At 33.8% G+C, this 20,125-nt stretch carries 14 protein-coding genes; 11 read left to right on the forward strand and 3 right to left on the reverse strand.

Annotation, left to right across the window (positions count from 1 at the left end):
* Positions 1 to 96: 96 nt before the first annotated feature.
* Complete coding sequence (locus tag HM986_RS00235) at positions 97 to 3,075, forward strand: amidohydrolase family protein (protein ID WP_246288435.1); 2,979 nt, start codon at positions 97 to 99, stop codon at positions 3,073 to 3,075.
* A gap of 13 nt (positions 3,076 to 3,088) precedes the next feature.
* Positions 3,089 to 4,399: an amidohydrolase family protein gene (locus HM986_RS00240; protein ID WP_179333081.1), complete on the forward strand. Its 1,311-nt coding sequence runs from the start codon at positions 3,089 to 3,091 to the stop codon at positions 4,397 to 4,399.
* A 50-nt stretch (positions 4,400 to 4,449) separates the two neighbouring features.
* Here the strand turns inward: HM986_RS00240 and HM986_RS00245 are convergent, their stop codons facing one another.
* From HM986_RS00245 to HM986_RS00255, 3 genes are all read right to left on the reverse strand, one after another.
* Complete coding sequence (locus HM986_RS00245) at positions 4,450 to 5,256, reverse strand: DUF6503 family protein (protein ID WP_179333082.1); 807 nt, start codon at positions 5,254 to 5,256, stop codon at positions 4,450 to 4,452.
* Positions 5,257 to 5,360: 104 nt separating this feature from the next.
* Positions 5,361 to 9,407 carry a T9SS type A sorting domain-containing protein gene (locus HM986_RS00250; RefSeq protein WP_179333083.1) on the reverse strand — a complete coding sequence of 1,349 codons (4,047 nt, stop codon included), beginning with the start codon at positions 9,405 to 9,407 and terminating at the stop codon, positions 5,361 to 5,363.
* 110 nt (positions 9,408 to 9,517) lie between these two features.
* On the reverse strand, positions 9,518 to 11,308 hold the full coding sequence (locus tag HM986_RS00255; protein ID WP_179333084.1) for a T9SS type A sorting domain-containing protein: 1,791 nt from the start codon (positions 11,306 to 11,308) through the stop codon (positions 9,518 to 9,520).
* Positions 11,309 to 11,355: 47 nt separating this feature from the next.
* Here HM986_RS00255 and HM986_RS00260 point away from each other — a divergent pair, with 47 nt between their 5' ends.
* The 9 genes from HM986_RS00260 to HM986_RS00300 all read left to right on the forward strand — a co-directional run bounded on the left by HM986_RS00260 (position 11,356) and on the right by HM986_RS00300 (position 20,033).
* A complete protein-coding gene (locus tag HM986_RS00260) occupies positions 11,356 to 12,153 on the forward strand; it encodes a TrmH family RNA methyltransferase (protein ID WP_179333085.1) in 798 nt (265 codons plus the stop codon).
* Between the two features lie 139 nt (positions 12,154 to 12,292).
* Positions 12,293 to 13,525 (forward strand): M48 family metallopeptidase, encoded by a 1,233-nt coding sequence (locus HM986_RS00265; protein WP_179333086.1) that lies wholly within the window; start codon positions 12,293 to 12,295, stop codon positions 13,523 to 13,525.
* Positions 13,526 to 13,542: 17 nt separating this feature from the next.
* Entirely contained in the window at positions 13,543 to 13,992 is a 450-nt protein-coding gene (locus HM986_RS00270; protein WP_317167303.1) for an SET domain-containing protein, read from the forward strand.
* Positions 13,993 to 14,114: 122 nt separating this feature from the next.
* Positions 14,115 to 14,834, forward strand: coding sequence for a 3-ketoacyl-ACP reductase (locus HM986_RS00275; protein WP_179333087.1), 720 nt, complete (start codon positions 14,115 to 14,117; stop codon positions 14,832 to 14,834).
* Between the two features lie 123 nt (positions 14,835 to 14,957).
* Positions 14,958 to 15,461, forward strand: coding sequence for a hypothetical protein (locus HM986_RS00280; protein ID WP_179333088.1), 504 nt, complete (start codon positions 14,958 to 14,960; stop codon positions 15,459 to 15,461).
* 128 nt (positions 15,462 to 15,589) lie between these two features.
* Positions 15,590 to 17,797 carry a RelA/SpoT family protein gene (locus tag HM986_RS00285; protein WP_179333089.1) on the forward strand — a complete coding sequence of 736 codons (2,208 nt, stop codon included), beginning with the start codon at positions 15,590 to 15,592 and terminating at the stop codon, positions 17,795 to 17,797.
* A 102-nt stretch (positions 17,798 to 17,899) separates the two neighbouring features.
* Complete coding sequence (locus HM986_RS00290) at positions 17,900 to 18,352, forward strand: Fur family transcriptional regulator (RefSeq protein ID WP_020894917.1); 453 nt, start codon at positions 17,900 to 17,902, stop codon at positions 18,350 to 18,352.
* 12 nt (positions 18,353 to 18,364) lie between these two features.
* Positions 18,365 to 19,645: an adenylosuccinate synthase gene (locus HM986_RS00295; RefSeq protein ID WP_179333090.1), complete on the forward strand. Its 1,281-nt coding sequence runs from the start codon at positions 18,365 to 18,367 to the stop codon at positions 19,643 to 19,645.
* A gap of 4 nt (positions 19,646 to 19,649) precedes the next feature.
* Entirely contained in the window at positions 19,650 to 20,033 is a 384-nt protein-coding gene (locus HM986_RS00300; protein ID WP_179333091.1) for a hypothetical protein, read from the forward strand.
* Positions 20,034 to 20,125 lie beyond the last annotated feature (92 nt).

The raw sequence follows: 20,125 nt of genomic DNA on the forward strand, positions 1-20,125 counted from the left end.
ATTTCTTTAGCAATACAGACGTTAAATTCAGGAAATTAAATTTGACTTTAATGTTAAATCCCTATCTTTAGAATTCAATCTAACCCACCAAAATTTATGATTAAAATACACTTACGACTGCTCTTTTTTATGTGCAGTTTTTCATTATTTGCACAAGATTACTTTCCAAGTAACTCTGGTGTCATTGCAAATAACTCTAACTACACTGCATTTACAAATGCTACGATCCATGTAACACCAACCGAAGTTATAAATAATGCAACGCTCCTTATTAAGGATGGTAAAGTTATTAGTGTTGGTAAGTCTGTTAATATTCCAAAGAACACTACAAAAATTGATCTCTCAGGAAAAACGATTTATCCTTCATTTATTGATATGTATACCACTTTTGGTGTAGAAAAACCAAAACGAGGAGGCGATGGACCCCAATATGGAGCCAGTCGCAGTGGCTATTATTGGAACGACCATATTATGCCTGAGCAAGACGTCATGGCAAGTTTTAAATACGATACTAAATCCGCTTCTGATCTTCACAAATTAGGTTTTGGAGTTGTTAACACACATATGCCGGATGGTGTGGTACGTGGTACAGGTGCTTTAATTGCACTTAACAATAACGCTGACAATTCTATGCGCATTGTGGACGGAGAAACAACACAGCATTTGTCATTTAGTAAAAGTGTAACGTCTCAACAACGCTACCCATCTTCAATTATGGGAAGTATGGCACTATTACGTCAAATGTATGACGATGCAAAATGGTACGACGCCGGAAACATTGACACTAAAGATTTATCGCTCGAAGCCTTAAATAAAAACAAAAACTTACTTCAAATTTTTGAAGCTGGAAGTAGAGCTGATGTCATGCGTGCCGATAAAGTTGGTGACGCGTTTAACATTCAATATACCATTGTTGGTGGCGGGGATGAATACGAACGTATTGATGAAATAAAAGGAACAAACGCCATTATTATTCTGCCTATAGATTTTCAATTAGCATATGATGTTGATGATCCATTCTTGGCGAACACACTATCTCTAAGTGATATGCGATCTTGGAATCAGCAACCCCACAATCCGAGATTATTAGCAGAAAACGGTATTAAATTCGCGTTAACCACGCATGGTTTAAAATCGAATAAAACCTTTTCTTCTAATTTAATGATGGCAATTGAAAGTGGATTATCTAAACAAAAAGCATTGGAATCCTTAACTACAGTGCCTGCTGCATTATTAGGAAAATCAGATGTTTTAGGGACTTTAAAAACAGGAAGCTATGCTAATTTTTTAATCACCGATGGAGACATTTTTGAAAAGAAAACAAAACTCTACGAAAATTGGGTACAAGGTTCAGCGCATGTTATCGAAAACATGACTACCAAAGATATTGATGGCGACTATGATTTTAAACTTGCCGATGACAGTTATAAACTAACCATCTCAAATAGCACCAGTAAAGCTGATGCTAAAATTGAGAGCAACGCTAAAATTTTAGGGACTAAAGCGAGTTATGCAGATAATTGGTTAAGTCTTACAGTTAAAACGGCAGACAGCACTAAAAAAGAATATATTAGAATTGTAGCCAATGCCACAATTAAGAATGGCCTTAATGGAAAAGCTATTTTACCAAACGGTAATGAGCTATCCTTTGTTGCAACCAAAGTAAACACTTCAATTTCGCAGAGTGACCAAAATAATGACAAGATGAAATCTGATAAAACGGATGACATTCCTTTTATGAGTCCGATTACATATCCAAATTTAGCATACGGTTTCAGAGAGAAACCAAAATCCGAAACGCTATTATTTAAAAATGCAACGGTCTGGACTAATGAAAACGAAGGCATATTAGAGCATACCGATGTTTTAATTAAAGATGGCAAAATCTCTAAGATAGGAAAAGATATAACGAGTAAAAAGGCGAAAGTGATAGATGCCACAGGAAAACACATTACAGCTGGTATTATTGATGAGCACTCACATATTGCAGCATCTTCTATAAATGAAGGAGGTCAAAACTCTTCTGCAGAGGTTACTATTGAAGACGTTTTAAACGATGAAGCTATAGATATTTACCGAAATTTAGCAGGTGGTGTGACTTCTATTCAAATATTACATGGCTCGGCAAATCCTATTGGTGGTCGTTCTGCTATCATTAAACTAAAATGGGGGGAAGCTGCAGATGATTTAGTTTATGAAAATTCACCAAAGTTTATCAAATTCGCTTTAGGTGAAAATGTAAAACAATCGCGAAGTAGAACCAATTCACGTTTCCCACAATCGCGTATGGGAGTTGAACAAGTGTTTATAGATTATTTTACTAGAGCAAAAGCTTATGATGAAGTAAAGAAAAGCGGCAAACCATTTAGACACGATGCTGAAATGGAGACACTTGCTGAAATTCTAAACGGAGAGCGCTTTATTTCTTGTCATTCTTATGTGCAAAGCGAAATTAATATGTTGATGAAGGTTGCAGATCAATTCAACTTTAAAATCAACACTTTTACTCATATTCTTGAAGGTTATAAAGTCGCTGATAAAATGAAAATACATGGCGCAGGTGGTTCTACATTTAGCGATTGGTGGGGTTATAAATATGAAGTAAATGATGCTATTCCTTATAATGCGGCCATTATGCATAACGCAGGTATTACGGTTGCAATTAATAGTGATGATGCCGAAATGTCGCGTCGTTTAAACCAAGAAGCTGCTAAATCAGTTAAATATGGTGGTGTAAGCGAAGAAGACGCATGGAAATTTGTGACTTTAAATCCGGCTAAATTATTACACTTAGACAAACAGGTTGGAAGCTTAAAAGTGGGTAAAGATGCAGATGTTGTATTGTGGACGGATCATCCCTTATCCATTTATGCAAAAGCAGAAAAAACTATTATAGAAGGTGTTACTTATTTCGATTTATCGCGTGACAAAGAAATGAGAGAAGCGATTAAAAAAGAGAAAAGTGAACTTATCAATTTAATGCTTCAAGATAAAAACAAAGGATTAAAAACGCAACCTGTTAAAAAGAAAGAGGAAAAATTAATGCATTGTGATTCAATGGACTTACACAACTAAAACACAGTAACAAATGAAAAATTTATATAAAATAAATAGTGTATTATTTATGTTGTGCATTTCAATTGGATTTGCACAACAAACTCCAGCTCCAAAGCAAACCAAAGATTTTGCTATTGTTGGAGCTACAGCTCATATAGGAAATGGAACTGTTATCGAAAACAGTATTATCGTTGTTAGTAATGGAAAAATAACAACAATTGGACCAGAATCTTCTACTCCATTGACCAGACAAACTATGGACATCATTGATGGTAAAGGCAAAGATGTTTATCCTGGATTTATTGTTGCAAATGGCACTTTAGGACTCGTTGAAGTAGACGCAGTAAAAGCTTCTGATGATCTTGAAGAATTGGGTACATTTAACCCACATATTAGAAGCATTATTGCCTATAATACAGAATCTAAAATTACAGAATCTATGCGACCTAATGGAGTATTATTAGGACAAGTTGTACCTAGAGGCGGACGTATCTCAGGAACCTCATCTGTGGTACAATACGACGCATGGAATTGGGAAGATGCTGCTATAAAGTCTGATAATGGTATACATGTCAATTGGCCAAGCAGCTTTAGCCGTGGACGTTGGTGGCTAGGTGAAGATCCGGGATTAAAACCGAATAAAAACTACGCTACTCAAGTTAAAGAATTAGGTGATTATTTTAATGAATCTAAAAGTTATAGTATGGGAAGTTCTACTGAACGTCACTTACCATATGAAGCTTTAGCTGGTGTATTTGATGGCTCTAAACGTTTATATATTACAGTAGATGATGAAAAAGGAATTACCGATGCTGTAAATTTAGCAAAGTCACAAGGAGTTTCTAAAATTACGATTGTTGGTGCTTATCAAGCCGGAAATATCGCAAGCTTCCTAAAACAAAATGATGTATCTGTATTTTTAAGACGTGTACATTCTAGACCAGAACTAGAAGATGACGATTACGACACCTCTTACAAACTTGCAAAAAAACTAGTTGATGCAGGCGTGTTAGTCGCCCTAGAGCCTAGTGGACAAATGGAGCGAATGAATTCTCGTAACCTTCCGTTTTATGCCGGTACAACGGTCGCACATGGGTTAACTAAAGCACAAGCTTTACAGTTAATTACGCAGAATCCTGCGAAGATTATGGGTATAGACACTATGTACGGTACTCTTGAAGTTGGCAAAAGCGCCACTCTGTTTATTAGTGAAGGTGATGCTTTAGATATGCGGACCAACCAATTAACGCACGCCTTTATTGACGGTAGAAGTTTAAGTCTAGAAACACACCAAACAAAACTTTGGAAACGATTTTCTGAGAAACCTAGTCAAATAGATTAGCAAAAAAAAAGCGAACCTTACAGTTCGCTTTTTTTGTTTTCACAAAAGTATTAATCAATCACAGTTGCTCCTTCTGGCATTGTAACCATTGATTTATCAAGTGTTTTTTCTGAAAGTGAAACATCAGTAAACTCAACTGTATTTCTCTTTTCTGTTGGTACGTTATTTTCATAATTATACCAATCCACACTTTTTGGTACTACCAAACCATTAACAGTTTGCCAGTTATTATACCTTATAAAATGAAAATCTGGGTTTCCTTCTGCTTTACCAAAAGTAACTGTATAAGCTAACCATTGCATTTGTCCTGTTTCTGCATCGTAAAAAATCTTATACTGATCGTCTGAAGATTCACCAACACCTGCTTCGTATGAAATTAGAATTCCTGGATATGTTTTTCCTTCAAAAACTAGAGACTCTGTCTGTGCATAAGAAATACCATCATCTCCAAAGACAAAAGGCATACTATAGAAGTAAAACATCAAGCCTTTATAAAACTGAGGTTTTCCTTTATATTCATTTCCATCTTTTTCATTAATCCAAAGCGTTTCCCCATCAAATCCTTGGGTATATGTTGGTGTCTCAATTAATTCGGCTCTAGTTTTTAAATTTTTAGTCGTCTTTTCTATCCCTGTAGGTTTTGCTATAGAAAAAGAAAGCGTTTCCATTTTGTTCCAAGTATCAATACCGCCATGTGCATCAAAAACTTTAGTTATAGATTCTGGATAGATACTTGTGCTCACATCTTCTGTTGTCATTTCTTCAACTTCAACAGATTTTGTTACATCTTGTTTTGTTTCATTTTTGCAAGCCATCGCAAATACGGATAAAAGGAATACGTAAATTGTTTTTTTCATAATATGATTTTAAGTTAGAGTGCTTTGACGAAATAAAATATAAAACATTACAAAAAAAGCCTCAGAAATTACCTGAAGCTTTTCATTTAAAATAAGTTTTCAACCTAATCCACAATTAACTTTTGAATCGTTACAGAATCCTCAACAGTCAACGTTACAAAATACAAGCCGCTTTCTAAACTAGAAATATCTATAATCGAAGAATTCCCTTCAAAATCAATAGGTTTCAGAATTGCTTTTCCTTGAATGTTGTAAATATTTACGCTTCCAGTTTCAAAATTAGACGATGCCAATTGAATGGTGACGTTTTCTTTTGCTGGATTAGGAAAGAGACTAAAACCAGTATTATCAAAACCATTTACAGATAAGGTTTCTACAAATTCAGTTTGGAACGTATTGGTGATAATAGGTGCATTAAAATCGAAATAAATAGCTGCTGTATTTTCAATGATATCACCAATAGCATAACCTACATTTGGTTTTATTTTAAAATACACATAACCATTACTACCATCTGCATCATCTTGCTCTGCTGGTAAGTTGATGTTATCAAAATTCCATTCTAGATTACGATCTGTTCTCGTAACCACATAGTTATGACTTGAACGTAACATATGAAAAGTCGATTCATCTAATTGTGTATCTAAAACATCTTCAATTCTAACGGTAATCGCTTCTGCTGTACCCACATTTTGAAAACGAATGGTGTAATATAAATATTCGTCTGATGCTGCAAAATCATCAAACAAAATATCTTTTCCATGAGATTCCATTTTATCGTTAGGATCGTAAGAACCGATGACTTCTTCGGTAACAGAAGATTCATTGTTCTCTGAAACTATATCATTCGAAGACGTTGTATACGTTGCCGTGGTGGTAACTAAATCACCAAGGTTCGCAGAGGTTGCTGTTTGTAAATTTACATTCACAATTATCGTTTGTTGAGGTAATAAATTAACAAAATCGAGACTAAAACCATTTGCGTATGTTGTGGTTAAATAATTGCTACCTGTACTTATACTATTAATTGTTAAATCTTCATCTAATAGATATTCTACAGTTCCTGAAGTTGCAGAGACACCTAGATTTTCAAGTATTAAATAGTTGGTATGACTGAATCCTGGTCTTGGTGTTTCTTGATTAATAAGATGGACTGAGACATCCTCACAAGACTGGTCATTAACGATAGGGAATTCAATTGTGATAATCTCACCTAATGGTACACTTACATCTTCAAAACTAAGTATCGAAACATCAAAGCAATCTTCGTGTTCACTATAGAAATAGTAATTGATATCATAACTATTTGTTTCATCTAAACTTGCTATTGTAAAGCTTCCAGAAGAGGAAGTAACTGTATTTATAATGCCGTCATTATTTAACTCATAGGTAAAATAACCATTGGTAAAATTGGATTCAGTTGTATCAAAAACCATATTTTCATTATCATCATAAAATGCGCTGACTTCAATAATCCCTGTATTATCACAATCTAAAAACGAAACTACAATTTCATCTTCTGCTAGTGTTTCACAGTTATTATTATAAGCTATAACTTTGTATACACCAGACAAATTAACCTCTATTGAGCTAACATCTATTCCCGAGAATAATAATTCGCCATTATAAAACCACTCATAATTATCTGCGAAAGGTGAAGTAGCATTTAATATTACATCCTCTGCATCATCATTACAAACATTCATATCTGGCCCTAAAGCGATGTCAAAATCGGCAGTAAGACCACCTGCTCCTTCTTCATTTATATTAGTTTGTGTTATTGAAATAGTACCAGGATCGCCACTATAATTTGTCACTAAAAGGATATAAAACTCACCTGCTTGCGCATTATCTATAGTAAAATTTTCTATGGAACTAGCTGAAAAACTACAATTTACAATATTACCAAAAGGATAAAAATCAGGGTTTTCTGAATCACTAGGACAATTAGAGCAATCGGAGAAAACAATAGTTTCACATGCCATACCCAAAGAATCAAATGGTCCCCAAACTACATAATCAGCATCTAATAGAACATCATTAACATTTCTTTGTTCAATTTGCATGTTTATTAAACCAGAACTACCTATTTGAACAGCACTCCATGTTGGGTTTGGTGCATTATACAAACAGCCAATACTTCCAAAGCTATCAACACCCGTAGTGTTATCAATTGTCAACACACCTTCTATTGCACAAAACATACTTGTATTTTCGCACATAAATTCTGATGGTGTTTCTCTAATGCATAAATCAAAAGTTGTGGTCTCTGCAATATCCTCTTGTGAATAAACTCTAATAAAATAGGTTTCACCAATAGTTAAATTAGAAACAATACTTGAATAACCTTGAGAACAATATATTTCTGTTAAAGCACCACATGTACCTTCATACAAAGTATGGTCAATACTTAACGTTCCATTTGCCAAATTAACAATTGAGATGGCGTGCTCTTCGCTTGTAGCTTCAAAAGAAAACCAAACATCGTCATTTGGTATTCCCTCACAACTATTATTTGGCAAACCAGAATCTGAAGCTAAATTTATAGTACCAGAAGTTAAAACATCACAAGATATTCCACTATTAACAGGTACAACAATCGCCGCATCACATTCGTCATTAGAAGGAGGGCAACCTAAAACTTGTATGATTGAGCTATTGACACTACAAGTTTCATCTTGGTCATTCTCCACGGAAACAATTACATCAACTAAAAAAGGAAAAGGACCTATTTGATACACTCCTGTTGCTGTTACAGACGTTGTTTCTTCATTATTATTATTTGAAATTGTTAGTGAAGTGGCATCACCCAAACTCGTCACATCTACATCGATTAAAAATTGCTCTCCATTTTCACAATCATTAACCGCTTCAAATGTCACTCCTGGATTAATACATGTAGCACAAGAAACCGTATAATTAATACCTTGACTCATGTTGCCAGAGTTACTTTGGCAACTTACAGAAGCATCTGAATTTATGTAGAATGAAATAGAATCTCCTGTTGACTGAAAAGTTAGCCCAGTTAAATCACCACTATTTCCATAATTCTCATCTTCTGCGGCATAACCAGGAAATGTAGAGCCATCAGAATCTATAACTACTAACTCATCCCAACCATTTTCTATAAATCCAGAATTGAATGTTAAATTTACTGGTGTAATTCCGTCAGCACTTGTATAAGTAAAAATAACTGGATTAGTCGCTCCACCACTATCGTAACAGTAATCTTGAGTAAGTAAACCGTTCGCAACGCAATCTATATCAAAATTAGTTTGAAGTGTTGTTGTAAATGTAAATGGTCCTGCAAAATTAGAATATTCTTCGCCACATACCGATTGAACATAATAATCATATGCTGTGTTATTAGTTAAGTCTGTTACACTATACATTGTTTCTGTAACTCCATTAATCATGGTTCCCGTTCCTAGTGTAAAACCTGCAACACCATATTCTATATTCCATGAGGTTGCTGTTCCTTGTTCTTCCCAGCTAATATCTGCCGAAGTAAAGTTTAAATTATTAGCATTAAGCGCTATGGGTTCGAAACAAGTAATTAAATTCCTCACTCTAAAATTATCGACAAATACTTCTACATCTTCAATATCATCGACTTCGCCTTCTGAAGCTAATATTCCAAATTGAACAGTTTCGCCACTATAGGCCGTTAAATCAATAATAGGATGTTCACCTTCAACAGATACCTCTGAGTTTTCATCATAAGTTAATAGCGGTATCCATGTTGTACCACCATCATTGGTTAATAACAATTGAACCGTATCATCAGATCCCAACGTACCTGCAGTGGTACTACTATCCCATGCCATGATGCCAAAATCAAAATCCACTTGAAAAGGACCACCTGACAAATCAAACTCTGGAGATAAAAGCCAATCACTTTTATTAGCTAAATATAGGTTTATGCGATATGCACCACTTAATCCATTATTTAAAAATCCTTCTGCCAACCAAGATCCCGATCCTATATCCATAGGTCCAGATTCAGCATCTCCATTATCTGCTTCTTCCCAGCATTCATTAGGTATTACAGAAAAGTCTTCATAATAATTTGTGGTAACGATATCACATTGCGCTGAAGCAATCATCGTAAAAAATAGTGTAATAAAAAATAAAAGTAGTTTTTGTTTCATAATGAAGTACTTTGGGTTGGTTAAAGATATAAGAAAATATCAATTTCTTTTGATAATAAAAAAAGCCTCAGAATATACCTGAAGCTTTATTTATAAAATTTATTTTCAACTTAATTCACAATTAGCTTTTGAATCGTTGCTGTATTTCCAACGGTCAACTCTACAAAATAAAAGCCACTTTTTAAACTTGAAATATCTAAAACCGACGAATTCCCTTCAAAATTAATAGGTTTCAAAATTGCTTTTCCTTGAATGTTGTAGATATTTACGCTTCCAGTTTCAAAATTAGACGATGCCAATTGAATGGTTACGTTTTCTTTTGCTGGATTTGGGAACATGTTAAAGCGAGTGACATTAAATTCATTTAAACTTAAAGCTACTGAACTTTCAAGATAATCTGGAATTGTGTTGCTATTTGTATCATCATCCGTTGGATCTCCGTTATTATTATAATCTTCGTCTATCGTTAAAATGCCATCACCATCATCGTCGTCATCTAAATAATTCTCTATCTCATCGTCATCTGTATCAACAAACTGGTGTATTGTGTTATTAGATCGTCCTAAAACAATATTAATTTCATCTATAGTTGCAACGTTATCGCCATCATCATCACTGTCTAAATAATTTGGAATGTCATCACCATCGGTATCATCATCTTCTAGATTACCATTACCATTTATATCCTCATCACTATCAATGACTCCATCGTCATCAGTATCTGTACAACTGAATTCCTCTACAATTATATGAGTAATGCTAGAACACCCAAAATCTGAAGAATATAACATAACTGCATATTCACCAGGTTCTGTTACCGTAAGTGAAGGTAGGTTTGCGCCTTGTATAGTATTCCCATTAAAATCCCATTCAAAATAATTATCAAAACCAGACAATCCTGTTTCCAATACCAAAGTGCCGCCTGTGCAAAAGCTATAATTACTTTCCATATATATTTCTGGCAACGTATTTACATAAATATCAAAATTAGTAAGCGCAAAGCAGCCACTTGATCCTTCAACTCTAACATAAATAGTTTGTGGATTACTTACGTTTGTAAAATTAGTTGGATCTAATGGAGCAAAATTACCCAAGGCATCAGCTTCATTTATAAAATAAGATAGCGTAAAGGACTCTCCTGACGGATTTATTTCACCCTCGTTTAGTGTTAGATCAAAATCGGTAATTCCATCATTATCATCATCGCAAAGCATAATATCACTTGGAGTTCCCATAGCACCAAAAGGATTTGGTAAAACACGTATGGTTAATGTGGTAAAGCCTACACAACCTGTATTAGTATCAGTAACGACTACAAATAATGTTTGAGGGTTGGGTGGAAAGCCATTTATAGAACTATTTGTATAGGCCGTTGGGTTTGCAATAACGTTAGTCTGTGCTTGTGCATCAGCATTGGTTTCATAATAAGTTACGGACCAATCTGTATTCCCATTTGTAATCTCAGTATCTTTTACAGTTAAATCGAATACAGCGGTCTCATCTGCATTATCGTCACATAACTCTAAAGGTGTTGATGCCGTAACTATAGGTGTTGGATTTACAACCAATGCTAATTCAGCAGTATCATAACTTCCTGTATTATTATCTTCTAATCGCACATATATAATTTGTAACCAATCAGTATTATTGACATAAGAATAAACTACAATAGGGCTAAAATCATTTTCAGCATCATACAGTGTTTCGTGATATGTTACTGTAAAATCTATTGCACTTTGACTTCCCAAAACTTGGACATCTGCATAAGTTAAATCGAATAAAGCAAAACCATCATTGTCATCATCGCAAACCACGTAATCATTGGGTTGATTAGCCACCTGAGCAAATGAAATTGTGTTGATTGTTAAGAATAGAAATAGGGAAAGTAGTTTTTGTTTCATAATAGGTTAAATTTGTATCTCTCAAATATAGATTAAATAATATAGTAATGAGTAAATCCATCTCTAGCGTTCAAAATTCATTCATAAAACAACTTGTTCTGCTCAAAGAAAAATCGAGACAACGTAAAAAGTCTGGACAATTTTTAATTGAAGGAAAACGCGAATTATCATTAGCTATTAAAGGCGGTTATAAAATAGATACCTTATTATTTTATCCTGAATTATTTTCGGAAAGCGAAGCTAATGCCTTATCGCAATATGAAATTGAATGTATTGAAATTTCAAAAGACGTATTTCAAAAGTTAGCACATCGCGATACTACTGAAGGAGTGATTGCTGTTGTAAACACTAAAAAGCATACGCTTGAAGATTTAAAACTCACATCTAAAAACCCACTGATCTTAGTGGCAGAAGCCCCTGAGAAACCAGGGAATATTGGTGCCATATTACGTACGGCTGATGCTGCCAACGTTGATGCTGTGATTATTGCGAATCCGAAATCAGATTTATACAACCCAAATATTATTCGTTCTAGTGTTGGTTGTGTCTTTACTACCGAAATCGCTATGGCCAGCAGCGAAGAAGCTATTGCTTTTCTGAAGAAATACAATTTCAATATTTTCTCAGCTATTTTACAAGAATCAGAACCTTACCATTCCCAAAATTACACATTACCAACCGCGATTGTGGTTGGCACTGAAGCGACGGGATTAACTGAAGAATGGAGAGCTGCTGCAACAAAAAATATAAGTATTCCTATGCAAGGAGTTATAGACTCCATGAACGTATCTGTTGCGGCAGGAATCCTAATTTTTGAAGCAAAACGCCAACGTGATTTTAAATAAATAAAAAACGTCAGTTCGAGTGATTTTCGAAGCATGAGAAAATTGTATCGAGAACTATTGTTACTACTAAGATTCTCGATAAAAAATTTCAAAAAGGAAATTTCACTCGAAGTGACGAAAACGCACATAATACATCAAAATGACAGCACAAACCTTATTCTATATAACTATAGCCATCATTATCATCAACTTTATAGTTGATAAAGTACTTGATGCTATAAATGCAAAACATTATAGCGATCCAATTCCTGAAGTATTAAACGATGTGTATGATACTGAGGAATATAAAAAATCACAAGCGTACAAAACTGTCAATTACAAATTTGGACTTGGAACGTCCGTGTTTTCGTTTGCCTTAACTCTAAGTTTTTTACTTTTAGATGGTTTTGAATACGTTGATAACATCGCCCGAAGTTATTCTGACAACCCTATAATTATCGCCTTAATTTTCTTTGGTGTTATTATGATTGCTAGCGATATTATTACCACACCATTTGGGTATTATAAGACCTTTGTCATTGAAGAAAAATTCGGGTTTAATAAAACCACCAAGAAACTATTCATCTTAGACAAATTGAAAGGATTAGTTATGATGGCGCTTTTAGGAGGTGGTCTCATTGCTCTTATTGTTTGGTTTTATCAGGTTACAGGAAATCAATTTTGGTTATATGCTTGGGGAATTGTAACTGTATTCACCGTGTTTATGAATATGTTCTACTCTAAGCTTATTGTACCACTATTCAATAAACAAACTCCTTTAGAAGATGGAGAATTAAGAACTAAAATTTCAGCTTATGCCGAATCGGTTGGTTTTAATCTCGATAAAATTTTTATTATCGATGGTTCAAAACGAAGTACAAAAGCCAATGCCTATTTTTCGGGCTTTGGAAGCGAAAAACGCGTCACACTTTACGATACTTTAGTCAACGATTTAGACGATGAAGAAATTGTTGCCGTTTTAGCACACGAAGTTGGTCATTATAAAAAAAAGCATATTATATTTAATTTAGTAACCTCTATCCTACTCACCGGATTAACACTATTTATCTTATCCATTTTTATTTCAAATCCGCTTTTATCACAAGCCATTGGAGTTGAAAAACCAAGTTTCCATGTTGGACTCATTGCTTTTGGGTTACTTTATTCTCCTATTTCAGAAATCACAGGATTAATAATGAATTATGTGTCTCGCGTTTTTGAATACCAAGCAGATGATTATGCTAAAAACACTTATAAAGCCGAACCTCTAGTTACTTCATTAAAGAAATTATCTAAAAATAGCTTAAGTAATTTAACACCTCATAAAGCGTATGTGTTTATGCATTATTCGCATCCTACGCTTTTAGAACGTGTTAGGAATTTGAAGAAATAAAACAAACTTCGTTAAACGTGAACACCTCAAAAACAGACGACGACTTTATAAACATGGATATCATTGAATCTCCAGAGTCAGATTACTTATATACCGAAACTTCACAAATTAAAGATGCTGGAAAAGGGTTATTTACAGCTATAGAAATCTTTGAAGACGAAATAATTTCGATATTCAAAGGAGAAATCATCACAAACCAAGAAGCCGAAAAAAGAGCACAACAAAACGAGGATCGGTATTTCATTAATTTATTAGATGGTAATATTATGGATAGCATGCATACAGATTGTTATGCAAAGTATGCCAATGATGCAAAAGGAGTATCACATGGTCCTTTTAAAAATAATGCCATTATTACTTTAGATGAAGACGACAATGTGTGTATTAAAGCATCAAAAGACATAAATCCAGGCGAGGAAATATTTTGCAGTTATGGTAAACCGTATTGGAAAAAACACAGCACATGAAACCAAAAACTTACATTTCAAAACATTATAACTTATGATAAAATTCAGATAGTAACTTCACATTTTTATAACACTATAAAGCTACATTTTTTATAACTTTGAATAAAAGAAAATATAAAATCATGACAGAGTTAAAAAATAGAAAAGCAATAATAACAGGAGGAGGAAGAGGCTTAGGTAAAGCTACTGCAATTGCTTTTGCAAAAGAAGGTATTGATGTTGCAATTACGGGTAGAAACGAAGCCGTGTTAAAAGAAACTGTTGCAGAATTAAAAGCACTTGGTGTTAATGCCATTTATGCTGCTTTTGATGTTAGCAATTACGAGGAAGTTCAAAAAAGTATAAAATCTTTAATTGACACTCTAGGCTCTATAGACATCTTAGTAAACAATGCTGGTATTGCTGCTTTTGGATCGCTTAATGATATGGAAGTAAACCAGTGGAGCCAAATTATACAAACCAATGTTATGGGAATGTACTATGTTACTAAAGAAGTTTTACCACATTTAATAGCTAAAAATGAAGGTGACATTATAAATATATCATCTACTGCAGGATTAAGTGGTAACGCAACAACATCTGCATATTCTGCTTCAAAGTTCGCTGTGATTGGAATGTCTCAATCGTTAATGAAAGAAGTGAGAAAAAACAACATTAGAGTTTGTACCTTAACACCAAGTACTATTGCTTCAGACATGTCCATAGAGTTAGGTATTGCTAGTAAAGACTCAGAAGATAGCGTTCTACAACCTGAAGATTTTGCAGAATTAATTGTATCTGGCTTAAAATTACCAAGAAGAGCTATGATGGCAAATGCGTCTTTATGGTCTACTAATCCTTAAATTTTAACTCGAAATAAGTAATTACAAAACCTGCATTGAATGTGGGTTTTGTTGTTTTTTATTTAGAAGTATTTGTATTATTGAATTCGAAATCGTTCTAATTGAACATTTAAAAATTCAAAGTTGACTAAAATTAAAACACCAATAACAAATAGTATTGTCAAAATACCAATTGTTATTATTTCAATCCTCATCTTCTTTCGTGATTATAATAGTTTAATTGACTATTTTGAACTATCAGGAAATAGCAACTCCATTATTGATTATTTGAAAATAATAGTTACGACTTCAATATTTAGGACTTCCTTTTTGATGCTTATTCCTCTAATTGGAGTCTTCTTAAAAACAAAAACGGGTTGGGTCCTAATGCTTTCCTTTTATTATTTGATAATAACCCTTATAATTTATTTTTTTATTGATACTAATTTTGAAAGGGATGGAGAAATATTAATTGCTTTTTTTATTGTAATACTTCCAATAACCTTAATTGGCGTTATGAATAACAAGGATAATACTGAGGTTGTTTATCGCATAAAAAGCAATGAATTAATAAGGATGAATTTGGCTTCATTTATTATAGCTCTAATTCAAATAGCAATGATTAGCTTTTTAAACCTTACACAATAATAAGTAGTCCTCTTCATTTTTCTATTATTACCTAAAGAGCGGCACTATTTTATTTAAAAATTAAAATATATTCAAATTTCATTTAGAAAAACAATTGCAATTAGAAATCCTTTCACTACTTTAGTTCTATGACGGAAGAAGCTATAGAAAAAGAGAATAAGGCTATCGCCAAAGCTTACAAAGAATTATTAAAAGTAAGCTACCAAACCTTAACCGAGGATGATAAAAAATTAATTCGCCATGCTTTTGAGGTAGCAGTTGATGCGCATAAAGATCAGCGACGTAAATCTGGTGAAGCTTATATATTTCATCCAATTGCAGTTGCTAGAATTGTAGCACAAGAAATTGGAATGGATGCCACATCTATTGCGGCAGCGTTACTTCATGATGTTGTTGAAGACAACCCAGATTATACAATAGACGATATAGAGCAATTATTTGGAGAGACAGTCGCTAGAATTGTAGATGGCCTCACCAAAATATCTTCGCTAAAAAAAGACATGGATGTGTCATTACAAGCCGAGAATTTCCGAAAAATGCTATTAACTCTAAATGATGATGTTAGAGTTATCATTATTAAAATTGCAGACCGTTTACATAACATGCAAACGATGGATTCTATGCGATCCGATAAGCAGGTTAAAATTGCTTCAGAAACATTATATATCTATGCACCATTAGCTCATAGAATTGGGCTTTATAATATAAAAACAGAACTTGAAGACTTAGGATTAAAATATACAGAACCCGAAGTCTATAATGACATTCTAGAAAAATTACAAGATAGCAAGGAAGATCAAGATGCTTATATAAAAGCATTCTCTAAAGTGATTGAAGATTCCCTGAACACCGAAGGCTTAAACTACGAAATTAAAGGACGACCAAAATCTATTTTTAGCATCCGTAGAAAAATAGTAAAACAAGGTGTTTCTTTTGAAGAAGTCTACGATAAATTTGCAGTTCGAATTATTTACAAATCAGATATAGCTAATGAGAAATTTTTAGCTTGGAAAATATATTCTATTGTCACAGACCACTTTACCCCGAATCCTATTAGACTTCGCGATTGGATTTCATCACCGAAATCTACAGGATATGAAGCCCTTCACATCACCGTTGTTGGTCCTAAAAGCCGCTGGGTCGAAGTTCAGATTCGAAGTGAACGGATGAATGAGATTGCTGAAAAAGGTTATGCGGCACATTACAAATACAAAAATGCGGACGCTAAAGAAGATAACCTAGATTTATGGATTAACCGTTTGCAGGAAGCTTTAGAAAATCACGAAGCAGATGCTGTTGATTTTGTTGAGCAGTTTAAACTCAACTTATATTCAAAGGAAATTTTTGTCTTCTCTCCTAAAGGAGATTTAAAATCACTTCCAAAAGGAGCCACTCCCCTAGACTTTGCGTTTAGCATCCATACTGAAATTGGCATGAAAACACGCGGCGCTAAAGTTAATGGTAAATTAATGCCGTTGAGTCACGAGTTACAAAGTGGTGACCGTGTAGAAATCATGACTTCCGAAAGTGCTAAACCAAATGCCAATTGGCTAGATTATGCGACAACAGCAAGAGCTCGTAGCAAAATCAAATCTGCTTTAAATGAAGGAACTAAAGAAATAGCTGAAGAAGGAAAGGAAATTTTAAGACGTAAATTAAAGCAACTTAAAATCACTCTAAACGAAAATTCAATTAATGAATTGGTGAGTTATTTTAAACTGAGCACCTCATTAGATTTATTTTATCGTGTTGGTATTGGCACCATAGATAATACAAAATTAAAAGCATTTGCGTCTTCGCGCAGTAATGCCTTTGTAAGTTATTTTAAAAACAAAATTTATAAACCAAACGTCCCAAAAGATATTCATAAAGAAGAGATTACTTCTAAATATGACATGTTAGTGTTTGGTAAAGAAGAAGAAAAGCTTAATTATACCTTGGCTAATTGCTGTAATCCAATTCCTGGAGATAAAGTCTTTGGTTTCTTAACAATAAACGATGGCTTAAAAGTTCATAAAACAAACTGTCCAAATGCAGTAAGTCTACAATCTAATTATGCTTATAGAATTATGCAAGCCAAATGGATAGATTCTTCTCAGCAAGTCTACACCTCACAGATTATTTTGTCTGGTATAGATAATTTGGGGCTTGTTAACGATATTACCAGACTCATTTCAGAAAATATGCACGTTAACATGAAGAGTATTAGCTTTTCTAGTGATGATGGTATTTTTACTGGTAAAATAACCGTTCAAGTAAAAAACCAAGCCATGCTTAAAAAGCTTATCGATAAGCTTAAAAAAATTAATGGAATTGACAAAGTAACGCGCGTATAAATGTTATTAACTATTATTTTAAACTTGTTCATTTCTTTCAATTTTAATACCCAACTTTATAATTCATATCCTATAAAATTTCCTTAAATTTGCTTCTTAATTATGAATGCAACCACAGAAGAAAGTAATCAGGAAATTGTAAAACGTGTATTTACACAATTCCTTGAAGATAAAGGTCATAGAAAAACACCTGAGCGTTACGCTATACTTCAAGAAATTTACGACAGCAAAGAACATTTTGATATAGAATCTTTATATATCAAAATGAAAAACAAAAACTATCGTGTAAGTAGGGCCACGCTATATAATACTATTGAATTACTTTTAGAATGTGCTTTGGTCCGTAAACATCAATTTGGCCAAAGTCAGGCTCATTACGAAAAATCGTATTTTGATAAAAACCACGATCATGTGATTCTCACAGATACTGGTGAAGTCATAGAATTTTGTGATCCTCGTATTCAATCCATAAAAAAAACCATAGAAGAGGTTTTTGATATTCAGATAACTAATCATTCATTATATTTTTACGGTAATCGTAAAAAAGACGACTAATTCAATTTTAAAATGGCAGTAGATTTACTACTTGGATTACAATGGGGAGATGAAGGCAAAGGAAAAATTGTCGATGTATTTACCTCTAACTACGATATTATTGCACGCTTTCAAGGAGGGCCTAATGCAGGTCACACTTTGGTATTTAACGGCAAGAAACATGTGTTACATACAATTCCATCAGGTATTTTTCACGAGGATAAGGTGAACCTTGTTGGTAATGGTGTTGTTATTGACCCTGTTATTTTCAAGAAAGAGCTCGATAAGTTAGAAGAGCAAAATGTGGATTATAAAAAATCTCTTTGCATTTCACGTAAGGCACATATTATCTTACCTACGCACCGCTTATTAGACGCTGCAAGTGAGGCTTCAAAAGGAAAAGCAAAAATTGGTTCTACATTAAAAGGTATTGGTCCAACTTATATGGACAAAACAGGTAGAAATGGAATTAGAGTTGGTGATATTGAATTAGCCGATTTTAAAGATAAATACAGAGCTTTAGCTGATAAGCACGAAGCAATGATTGAATTTCATAATGTAGATATTCAATACGATTTAAAAGAATTAGAAACCGATTTCTTTGAAGCCATCGAAACGTTAAAGAGCTTGAAGTTTATTGATTCTGAGGAATTTATTCATCAAGCACAACAATCTGGAAAATCGATCTTAGCTGAAGGAGCGCAAGGTTCTTTGTTAGATATTGATTTCGGAACTTATCCTTTTGTAACGTCTTCTAACACAACAGCTGCAGGAGCATGTACAGGTCTAGGTGTTGCACCAAATCAAATTGGTGAAGTCTTTGGTATCTTTAAAGCCTATACGACACGTGTTGGCTCTGGGCCATTTCCAACAGAGTTATTTGATACTGATGGAGAAACTATGGCTAAAGTTGGTAACGAATTTGGCGCTACTACAGGTCGCCCAAGACGTTGTGGATGGTTAGATTTAGTCGCATTACGCTATGCTTGTCAGATTAACGGTGTTACGCAATTAATTATGATGAAAGGAGATGTCCTTTCTGGTTTTAAAACCCTTAAAGTGTGTACAGCTTATAAATATAAAGGTGAAACTATTACCCATTTACCTTATAATATTGAAGAAGAAAACATCACACCTATTTACACTGAAGTAAAAGGTTGGGCTGCAGATTTAACAGGAATGACAGAGGCATCTCAGCTTCCTGATAATCTAAATGCTTACGTTGAATTTTTAGAAACAGAATTAAAACTCCCTATTACAATTGTATCTGTAGGTCCGGATCGTAAGCAAACAATTACGCGTAAGTCGGTATAATTAGATGTTTCAAAAGATTGCACTATTCTTATTAACTATTGTTTCAATTGATGGTAACTCTCAAGAATCGATATTTAATATTGAACTGAGCTGTCCTCTAACCATCGATAGTAATTTTGTTAATGAAAACTATAATGGAATTATTGATGACGGATTACAATTTAGATTTATAGAATTAAATACCATTTACCTCGGAGGTTTACTTCATACGAGGCATTTAAAAAACTCTAAATCTGATCGTATTCAAGCTCTCGATGTGAATCTCTTTATCATTCAACCACGGAATTTTACAGAATTAAACTTACCTAGCCTCCCAAAGTTTTACTCTTCTTTGGGAGTAGGTAATAGTGTTTTTGTTTTTAACCCTTTTAACAATCAACCTTCCTAAATCCAAATTCAAATTTTGAAAGCGAGAGTGAATATAGTGTTCTCAGCAATATAGGAGTCACTTACGATATTTCTAGAGCAATCATTACTCGG

Origin of the sequence: Winogradskyella costae (assembly GCF_013403865.1) — a bacterium.
In the GTDB taxonomy this organism is placed as follows: Bacteria; Bacteroidota; Bacteroidia; order Flavobacteriales; family Flavobacteriaceae; genus Winogradskyella; species Winogradskyella costae.

Bases quoted from the DNA above. Each gene is read 5' to 3' on its own strand.
- HM986_RS00250 (WP_179333083.1), bottom strand. From the start codon at position 9,407: ATGAAACAAAAACTACTTTTATTTTTTATTACACTATTTTTTACGATG.
- HM986_RS00255 (WP_179333084.1), bottom strand. From the start codon at position 11,308: ATGAAACAAAAACTACTTTCCCTATTTCTATTCTTAACAATCAACACA.
- HM986_RS00265 (WP_179333086.1), top strand. From the start codon at position 12,293: ATGACAGCACAAACCTTATTCTATATAACTATAGCCATCATTATCATC.
- HM986_RS00300 (WP_179333091.1), top strand. From the start codon at position 19,650: ATGTTTCAAAAGATTGCACTATTCTTATTAACTATTGTTTCAATTGAT.
- HM986_RS00260 (WP_179333085.1), top strand. From the start codon at position 11,356: ATGAGTAAATCCATCTCTAGCGTTCAAAATTCATTCATAAAACAACTT.
- HM986_RS00290 (WP_020894917.1), top strand. From the start codon at position 17,900: ATGAATGCAACCACAGAAGAAAGTAATCAGGAAATTGTAAAACGTGTA.
- HM986_RS00275 (WP_179333087.1), top strand. From the start codon at position 14,115: ATGACAGAGTTAAAAAATAGAAAAGCAATAATAACAGGAGGAGGAAGA.
- HM986_RS00240 (WP_179333081.1), top strand. From the start codon at position 3,089: ATGAAAAATTTATATAAAATAAATAGTGTATTATTTATGTTGTGCATT.
- HM986_RS00245 (WP_179333082.1), bottom strand. From the start codon at position 5,256: ATGAAAAAAACAATTTACGTATTCCTTTTATCCGTATTTGCGATGGCT.
- HM986_RS00295 (WP_179333090.1), top strand. From the start codon at position 18,365: ATGGCAGTAGATTTACTACTTGGATTACAATGGGGAGATGAAGGCAAA.
- HM986_RS00285 (WP_179333089.1), top strand. From the start codon at position 15,590: ATGACGGAAGAAGCTATAGAAAAAGAGAATAAGGCTATCGCCAAAGCT.
- HM986_RS00235 (WP_246288435.1), top strand. From the start codon at position 97: ATGATTAAAATACACTTACGACTGCTCTTTTTTATGTGCAGTTTTTCA.